Annotated in this window: 7 protein-coding genes; all 7 read right to left on the bottom strand. The window is 37.5% G+C overall.

Annotation, left to right across the window (positions count from 1 at the left end):
- Positions 1-60: 60 nt before the first annotated feature.
- The 7 genes from nadB to pheT all read right to left on the bottom strand — a co-directional run bounded on the left by nadB (position 61) and on the right by pheT (position 8,519).
- The gene (gene nadB, locus QME58_08890; GenBank protein ID MDI6803946.1) at positions 61-1,671 is read right to left on the bottom strand and encodes an L-aspartate oxidase; all 1,611 of its coding nucleotides are present in this window, start codon (positions 1,669-1,671) and stop codon (positions 61-63) included.
- A gap of 3 nt (positions 1,672-1,674) precedes the next feature.
- Entirely contained in the window at positions 1,675-2,856 is a 1,182-nt protein-coding gene (locus tag QME58_08885) for an aspartate aminotransferase family protein (protein MDI6803945.1), read from the bottom strand.
- Positions 2,837-3,466, bottom strand: a complete 630-nt coding sequence (coaE, locus tag QME58_08880; protein MDI6803944.1) for a dephospho-CoA kinase — start codon at positions 3,464-3,466, stop codon at positions 2,837-2,839. Before coaE ends, QME58_08885 begins: the two co-directional genes overlap by 20 nt.
- A gap of 6 nt (positions 3,467-3,472) precedes the next feature.
- Positions 3,473-5,038: a ribonuclease Y gene (gene rny, locus QME58_08875; protein ID MDI6803943.1), complete on the bottom strand. Its 1,566-nt coding sequence runs from the start codon at positions 5,036-5,038 to the stop codon at positions 3,473-3,475.
- Positions 5,039-5,347: 309 nt separating this feature from the next.
- Positions 5,348-5,635, bottom strand: a complete 288-nt coding sequence (locus QME58_08870) for a cell division protein ZapA (protein MDI6803942.1) — start codon at positions 5,633-5,635, stop codon at positions 5,348-5,350.
- A gap of 72 nt (positions 5,636-5,707) precedes the next feature.
- Positions 5,708-6,052 carry a cell division protein ZapB gene (gene zapB, locus QME58_08865; GenBank protein MDI6803941.1) on the bottom strand — a complete coding sequence of 115 codons (345 nt, stop codon included), beginning with the start codon at positions 6,050-6,052 and terminating at the stop codon, positions 5,708-5,710.
- Between the two features lie 25 nt (positions 6,053-6,077).
- Complete coding sequence (gene pheT, locus QME58_08860; protein MDI6803940.1) at positions 6,078-8,519, bottom strand: phenylalanine--tRNA ligase subunit beta; 2,442 nt, start codon at positions 8,517-8,519, stop codon at positions 6,078-6,080.
- Between the last annotated feature and the right edge of the window lie 3 nt (positions 8,520-8,522).

The following is an 8,522-nucleotide window of genomic DNA, read 5'->3' as shown; positions in this document are numbered from 1 at the left end:
ACGATAAAATCTATAACACTAAACTTATATTTGAATTTTTGGAACTGCCCTTAAGAAAAATTAATCCCGAACGGATAACAAGGTATCGTTTTTCCAAATCTTATCATCTTTTTCCGTATAATCAGTCGTGAAGTGCAATCCTCTACTCTCTTTTCTTAAAAGTGCGCTCTTAATAATAAGCTTCGCAACGAGCGTGAGATTTCTTAATTCAATCAATCCTTCGGTTACTTTAGTTTTCTTATAAAACTTTTCGACTTCATCGTAAATAAAATTTATTCTCCGTAATGCTCTATCCAATCTCAAATCTGAACGAACAATCCCGACATAGTCCCACATCACTTCTTGAATCTCTCGTCGGTCGTGAGAAATCAACACCCATTCTTCGGTGTTGAATGTCCCGCTTTCGTCCCATTCGGGTATTTGCGGAATAGTCTGGTGATTATCAACGCGAGATTGTTGAGAAGTCTCTGCTGCCCGATTTGAAAATACTATAGCTTCAAGTAACGAATTGCTTGCTAACCGGTTTGCGCCGTGCACCCCCGACATTGTAACCTCGCCACATGCGAAGAGATTCTGAATATTAGTTCTACCAAATGTGTCAGTAACAACTCCACCGCAAGAATAATGTGCGGCAGGAACTACAGGAACAAGCTCCTTTGTAATATCAATTTTGTATCGGGTTATGCAGGTTTCAAAGATGTATGGAAACTTTTCGCGAACGCTTTCAGAAGAAAGATGCCGCAAATCCAAAAGAACATAATCATCGCCACGTTTTTTCAATTCTGTATCTATAGCTCGGGCAACAATATCGCGAGGTGCAAGTTCAAGTCGATTGTTGTACTTGTGCATGAATCGCTTGCCATCTTTCGTTTTAAGAGCCGCTCCGAATCCCCGCACAGCTTCTGAAATCAAAAAAGCCGGTGAACCCGAATCGAATAATGTGGTTGGATGGAACTGAATAAACTCCATATTTCCTATTTTTGCACCGGCACGATACGCCATAGCAACTCCATCGCCGGTTGCTATCATTGGATTTGTTGTATGAAGATAAACATGCCCCAAACCACCGGTTGATAGTAACGTAACATCGGAAAGAAATTTTATTACGATATTATTTTGAATATCTAAAACATAAGCTCCCCAACAATGGATAAGTGTATTTGTATCTAATTTAACTCCTAAATGATGCTCGGTAATTAAATCGATGGCGATATGATTTTCGAAAACCTGTATGTTAGGATGTTCTCCGATGCGGTGAAGAAGTGCTCGTTCGATTTCACGACCGGTTAAATCCTGTGCGTGAACGATTCGGTTTCGTGAATGACCGCCTTCTCTGCCCAAGTCAAAATGCCCCTGACTCAATGTAAATTGCACACCTAATTCGATCAATTCTTTCAGACGGGCTGGACCTTCTTTAACAACTATTTTCACGATTTCTTCGTGGCAAAGTCCGTCGCCCGCATCCAAAGTGTCTTGTATGTGCAGATCGAAGGAATCGTCGTTAGCTAAAACAGTTGCGATGCCACCTTGAGCTAAATTAGTGTTCGATTCAGCTCTTGCTTTTTTGGTAATAATTGAAACAGTCCCATAGTTTGCCACGTGCAGTGCATACGATAATCCGGCAATACCACTTCCGATAATCAAAAAGTCAGATCGAATTTCCATATTCATTCTTCATTTGTTTAATGTAGAAAATACCGAATCAAATTGGTCCAGCGCAAAATCGGCTTCATCTTTTGTTAGAATAAACGGGGGTAATAGCCGAATAACATTTGTGTTAGTGCAATTGATTAAAACTTTTTTCTTCAACATTTCGGTAACTAGTAACTCGCCTTCACGTTTTAGTTCGACGCCCAACATACAACCTCTGCCACGAACATCTTGGATGAGATTAGGATACTTGAGTTTAAGTTCATTGAATTTATATTTAAGATAGCTACCGATATTTTCTGCATTTTGCATTTCACCATTTTCTACAATTTCTTTGATTGTGGCAATGCCGGCAGAGCAGGCGACAGGATTTCCGCCAAATGTTGTTCCGTGTACTCCGTAAGTGAACACATCGGCAACTCGTTCGTTTCCTAAAAATGCTCCTAATGGAAGTCCACCTCCAAGCGGTTTGGCAATTACAACTACATCGGGAGCAATGTTGAGATGATTGAATGCGAAAAATTTTCCGGTTCGTCCGAGTCCCGATTGAATCTCGTCGGCGATTAAAAGAACTCCGAACTTCTCCCGTAGATCAGAAATCGTTTTTATAAACTCAGCGTTAGCTTCGTTGATGCCCCCTTCGCCTTGTATAAATTCTAATACTATAGCTAAAGTCTTTTCATTAACTTTTGAAATTAATTCTTGTGAATCATTGTAAGTACTGAAAATGGAACCCTGTAAAAATGGTTCGTAACCGTTTCGATATTTTTCTCTACCAGTAATCGAAAGCGCCCCCATAGTCCTGCCGTGAAATGAACCGTGGAAAGAGATAATCTCAGATTTGCCCTTATTTTTTCCCCACTTTCGAGCGAGCTTTATGGTTCCTTCCATTGCTTCCGTACCGCTGTTTGAAAAAAATATCTTTTTATAACCGGAATTCTTAATTAACAATTCGGCTAAACTTACTTGTGATTCTTGTAAAAATAAATTTGATAAGTGTATATATTTTTCGATTTGTGTGCGGATAGCTTCATTAATTTTGGGATGATTGTAACCGAGTGAATTTACTGCAAGCCCGCCGAATAAATCAAGATAGCGTTCTCCGGTTTTTGAAATCAACCAGCAACCCTCACCTTTGGCTATTTCAATATCGAGACGCTTATATGTTTTGAAAAAGTATTCTTCTTCACATGCTTTTATGTCCATTTTGCGTTTCCGATATTTTTAGTAACAATTTATAAATAAATTCTACATTTACAATTAAGGAATTAAGATCGCCGTCGTTATGAATTACAAAATCAGCCATTTCGGCTTTTTGCTTCGGAGCCATCTGAGCATTGATCCTGCCGAGAACGTCATCTCTGCTTGTTTTATCCCGTTCGATAACACGATTGATACACCTCTCTTGATCAGCTGTAATAACAACAACATAATCGAGCAACTTATCAACTCCTGATTCATAAATAAGGGCAGCTTCTAAAAATATTATTTTATATTCGTTCGAAGATTCAAATTTCTTAAACTGCTTTTTTGCATAATCAATTACAAAGGGATGAACAATGTTTTCGAGTTTTGTTTTAAGCATTCCATCAAAGAAAATCAGTTTAGCTAATTTCTTCTTATCAATCGAACCATCAACATCATAAATATCTTCCTCAAATTCATAGCGGATACGTTTTTTTACTATTTCATTCGTAAAAAGGAGTTCCTTTGCGATATCATCGGCATATAGAATTGGGGATCCGAATTTTTCAATAATCTTGCAAACTTCCGATTTGCCGCTTCCGATCCCGCCTGTTATGCCAACTTTTAACATGCGATATTATTTTGCATACGCAAATGAGCGCCGTTCGCGAATAATAGTTACCTTAATTTGTCCCGGATATTCCAATTCCTGTTCGATTTTTTTTGCAATATCGTTAGCTAATTGGTCTGCGCGTCCATCGTCGATTTTTTCAGGTTCAACCATCACACGAATTTCTCTTCCAGCTTGAATTGCAAAAGATTTTGCTACACCATCGAACGAGGTTGCAACATTCTCAAGTTTTTCAAGTCGCTTCACGTAACCTTCTACAGATTCACGTCGAGCACCGGGTCGGGCACCGCTAATCGCATCAGCCGCTTGAACAAGGGCTGCGATCGGTGTTTCCATCGGCATATCTTCGTGGTGCGAGCCAATCACGTTCACAACAACAGGGTTCTCGTTGTATTTTTTTGCAAACTCGTAACCTAACAACGCGTGCGGACCCTCCGCCAATTTATCCACTGTTTTTCCGATGTCATGCATTAATGCGGCTCTACGTGCCATGGTTGCATCAAGTCCTAATTCGGCCGCCATCAATCCCGTAATGTGAGCAACTTCAATACTATGAGTCAATAAATTTTGACCGTACGATGAACGATATTTCATTTTCCCGATACATTTAATTATTTCGGGATGTGCATTATTTACTCCAAGCTGCATCATAGCATTTTCGCCAACGCGGATTATTTCTTCTTCTACATCAGCTCGTACTTTTTCAACAATTTCTTCAATTCTGCTTGGATGTATCCTCCCGTCTGTCATCAATTTTTCTAATGCCATCTTTGCGATTTCACGCCTCATGGGATCGAATGCTGACAAAATAACTGCTTCAGGTGTATCGTCAACTATTACATCGACACCGGTTGCAGCTTCGAAAGCCCGTATGTTTCTGCCTTCCCTACCGATGATTCTGCCTTTCATTTCATCGCTTTGAATATTGAGTACACTTACAGTTGATTCAACTGTATAATCAGCAGCGAATCTTTGAATTGCCTGTATAGTTAATTTTTGAGATTCTTTTTTAGCATCTAATTTTGCTTGATCGCGAATTAATTTAAGTTGCCCGGCTGATTCGTTTTTGGTTTCCTGTATTAAATTTTCGAGCAGCATCTTCTTGGCTTCTTCTGAAGTCATACCCGATATCTTTTCGAGCTTGATATTCTGTGCTTGGGTCAATCTGTCTAATTCTTGTGTTTTCGTTTGGATTAGTTTTGCTTTAGCTTCAAGTTCTTTCTTTAAATTATTGTGCTCTTGTTCTTTTTTGTTTATCAGATCAACTTTGCGGTCGAAATTTTCTTCACGCTGGGTCAGTTGTTTTTCGAAAGCAGTCAGTTTATTCTTTTTTGCATTATGCTCATGATCGAATTCCTGCTTCTTCTTATACCACTCATCTTTTACTTCGAGTAATTTCTCTTTTTTCAGAGCATTGGTTTCTTTTTCAGCATTTCCAAGAAGCTGTTTTGCCATGTCTTCGGCAAATACAATTTTATTTTTAATAATTCGGTTGTTGATATACCATCCAAACAAAAAACCAAAAGCCGAAGCAGCTACAACGATGGCTATAAATATATATGTTTCACTCATTTTAACCTCTATAGTTACTGATAATTTAAATAAAAAAGCCACACTCACAACGATAGTACAATATTATTGAAGAACTTCAATAATGCACAGTGGGTACCTGCCAGATTGTTTCTTACTTCCACTGCGGCATCGAAAATTAATTCGAGATGCTGCCGATCCTTCGCAGGATTGAGGCCTGTAATATTACGATCTTAAGTCAGGTTCCCTATTAAATTAACTTGTCAAGTTCTTTAATAGTGTATTGACTACGGTTGACGGTGTGGCTATTAATCTGATAACCTAATATTTTAAAGAACGAAAAAGGGGATATTATTCCAGAATTTTATCCAAATAATCGTTCATACGGTCTAATTCACTTTGAGCAAAAGAGACAACCTTGTTGTTTTTTTCGCGTTCTTTGAACAGGTCTTCAGTAATATTTAACGCCGATAAAACTGCAACAGTAAGTGGTGGTTGCTCAGGGATTTTGCTGTGTATAGTGTTTATCATCTCATCTACATAGTTTGCAACTTTTTTTGTTAACTCGTCGCTTTCGCCACGCAGCGGATATTCAGTCCCGAATATCTTTACTCTTATGCTTTTGCTGTCAGTTGCCATATGATTTCCTTGATTTCAAATGTTTCTTTTATCCTTTCAGGATATTCCGTTCTCGCAGTCAATTTATTTTTTTTACAAATGTGAATTAATTTTTGCAATCAAATCGGTGATACGATTTTTCAATGCTTCCTTCTCAGTAGAAGAAAATGTATCTTCACCAGTCGAACTCGCTAACCTCGAATATTCAGTACGAATACGAATCATTTCCTGTTCCTTTGCCATAAATTGGGAATTGAGTTCATCATATTTTTGCTGAAGATCGGAGTTTTGTGTTTTTAATTGTTGGTTTTCATCGCGAAGCATGAAAATTACCTCAGAAGCCTTTCTGATTTTTTCCCAGAGACTTTTTAGTTCCGCTTCGATCTCTTTTTGTTCGATGATAATTTTAGCGTCTGTTCCAGCTTGTTGATAATCCAATTATTTTTCTCCTAAAAAGTTAAAGTCATTTTCTTAAAGCAGCATTATGTGCCACTTTCATTGCTTCAACAATTTTATTAATAATTTTTTCAATTTCTACATCAGTTAAAGTTCTATCTTCCGATAAAAATTGAAGAGTAAATGCAGAACTCTTTTTATCAGAATGAATCTGATCGCCTGAATATAAATCGAAAATTTCTACTTTCTTTAAGAGTTCACCGCCAGCCTTATAAATGGTTGCTTGCATTTCGGCAACCGGTACAACTTTATCCGAAATGAAAGCTAAATCACGTAACACCATCGGATAGTCGGGCAACGGTTTGTATTTCTTTTCGATTTTCGATAAAGACTTCAAGATATTAATATTCAAATCTGCAATATATACATCTTGTTCAATATCAAACTGCTTAAGCATTTGCTTCTGAACTTTTGCAATATAACCGACTTCAATCTGGTTAATTTCAATGCTTACAGTCATTTCAACTAAAGCTTTAGTAGTAGAATACGGAATAAATTTATATTTGTCAAGTCCAAACATCAGAAGTAGATCTTCAACTTCACCTTTAAGATCGAAAATATCTGAAAATCGTTCATTTTCAGCCCAATTTGGAAAATTTGCTATCCCCGATTTTGCTAAAATTATTTTCTCTTCTTCTTTGTAATTCTCATCGCTTTTCTGATTTTCACTTTCTTGAATAATTTTCAAGTAGGTTTTCCCAACTTCAAACAAGTTCAAATTTTTGGTTTGATGATATATGTTGTTGCATACTACTTCAAGTATATTTGGAATTAAACTCGTCCGCATTGCAGACATATCTTTACTTATCGGGTTCATCACTTCTACAACTTCACTTGAACTTAAATAAGCAAGCTCTTTGTTCTGCAAGCTATTAGTTATAATTTCGTTGAATCCTCTCCCTACCAACCACAATCTCATTTCATCCACAATGTCGGATTGAACAGGATTCGAAGTAAATTTTATCACTGCTTGCATTTTAGTTTCGATATTATCATAACCATACAACCGAGCTAACTCTTCTATCAGGTCAATTTCCTTTTCAAGGTCAGGTCGAAATGAAGGAACTTGAAATACAAAAATATCTTCTGAGTTATTCGTTTTTTCTGCTGCTTGATATTCGCAATCTATCGATTCTAAAAAATCAATAATTTGAGTGTTCGTTAAAATCGTACCTAAAATATTATTAGTCCGTTGCAAACTTAAATTTATTATAATCGGAGAGAATGCTTTTGGATAAACATCTATGATTCCTTTTAGAATTTCACCACCCGCAATCTCGGCTATCAATCGTGCTGCACGATTGATTGAATAGATTGTAGCATTCGGATCGGTGCCTCTTTCGAATCGCTGCGATGCATCACTGATCAAACTTAATTGTTTCGAGGTTTTCCGTATGCACCTTGGATCGAAATACGCACTTTCCAACAAAATGTTTTGTGTAGTATCACTGATTTCAGAATTAACACCACCCATTACACCGGCGATAGCAATAGGTTTGCTTGCGTCGCATATTAAAAGCATCCCACTTGTTAACGACCTTCCTTTTCCGTCTAATGTTACAAAATGTTCTCCATCGATTGCTTCTCTGACGATGATAGTTTTTTCATCTAATTTATCATAATCAAAGGCATGAAGCGGATGTCCGGTTTCCATTAAAACATAATTAGTTGCATCAACTACATTATTAATCGGTCGAATACCAATTGCTGATAAATAATCTTGTAACCATTTAGGCGAAGGTTGTACTTTAATATTTTTAATAACGCGGGCAGAATATCTTGGACATTTATCTGAATCTTCTACGACCACTTTAGCTGAATTCTCGATAGAGCTACTTGATTCGATAATCGTTGCTTCAGGAATCTTGTAATTCGTTTTAAGAGCGGCTGCTACTTCGCGGGCAATTCCTATGTGACTCAGGCAATCAGGACGGTTTGGAGTAATACCAATTTCGAAAACTACATCATTCAATCCTAAAAACTCTGAAAGGGGTATTCCGATGGTTGCATTGTCGTTTAAAACCATTATTCCATCTTTATCCTCACCAATACCAAGTTCGTACTCGGAGCATATCATTCCATTCGATTCGATACCTCTTATTCTTACTTTTGCCAACTCAAATGGTTTGCCTTCGGGATCGTGTTGATTTCGAGGAACAACAGCGCCAGCTAATCCTACAACAACCTTCTGCCCAACTGCAATGTTTGGTGCGCCACATACAATGGCAATATTCGAACTGCCAATATTAACTTCGCAGACTGTAAGTTTATTCGCGTTCGGATGTTTCGTTACAGTTAAAACAAGACCTGTAAAAAAATTATTAAACTTGCTGCCTAAATAATCAATACTTTCAACTTCGAGACCGGCTTTTGTAAGTTTATCAGCCAGTTCCTCAGGTGTAATATTGAACTCTACATATTGTCTAAGCCATTTGTGAGAAATTTTCATACT

The organism is Bacteroidota bacterium (assembly GCA_030017895.1).
Lineage (GTDB): Bacteria > Bacteroidota > Ignavibacteria > UBA10030 > BY39 > JASEGV01.
The sequence above is the reverse complement of the archived record's forward strand: the minus strand, read 5'-3'. Positions and strand labels throughout refer to the sequence as shown.

What these genes read in the sequence shown, in the direction of transcription:
- nadB (MDI6803946.1), bottom strand. Translation starts at nt 1,671, where the DNA reads ATGAATATGGAAATTCGATCTGACTTTTTGATTATCGGAAGTGGTATT.
- QME58_08885 (MDI6803945.1), bottom strand. Translation starts at nt 2,856, where the DNA reads ATGGACATAAAAGCATGTGAAGAAGAATACTTTTTCAAAACATATAAG.
- coaE (MDI6803944.1), bottom strand. Translation starts at nt 3,466, where the DNA reads ATGTTAAAAGTTGGCATAACAGGCGGGATCGGAAGCGGCAAATCGGAA.
- rny (MDI6803943.1), bottom strand. Translation starts at nt 5,038, where the DNA reads ATGAGTGAAACATATATATTTATAGCCATCGTTGTAGCTGCTTCGGCT.
- QME58_08870 (MDI6803942.1), bottom strand. Translation starts at nt 5,635, where the DNA reads ATGGCAACTGACAGCAAAAGCATAAGAGTAAAGATATTCGGGACTGAA.
- pheT (MDI6803940.1), bottom strand. Translation starts at nt 8,519, where the DNA reads ATGAAAATTTCTCACAAATGGCTTAGACAATATGTAGAGTTCAATATT.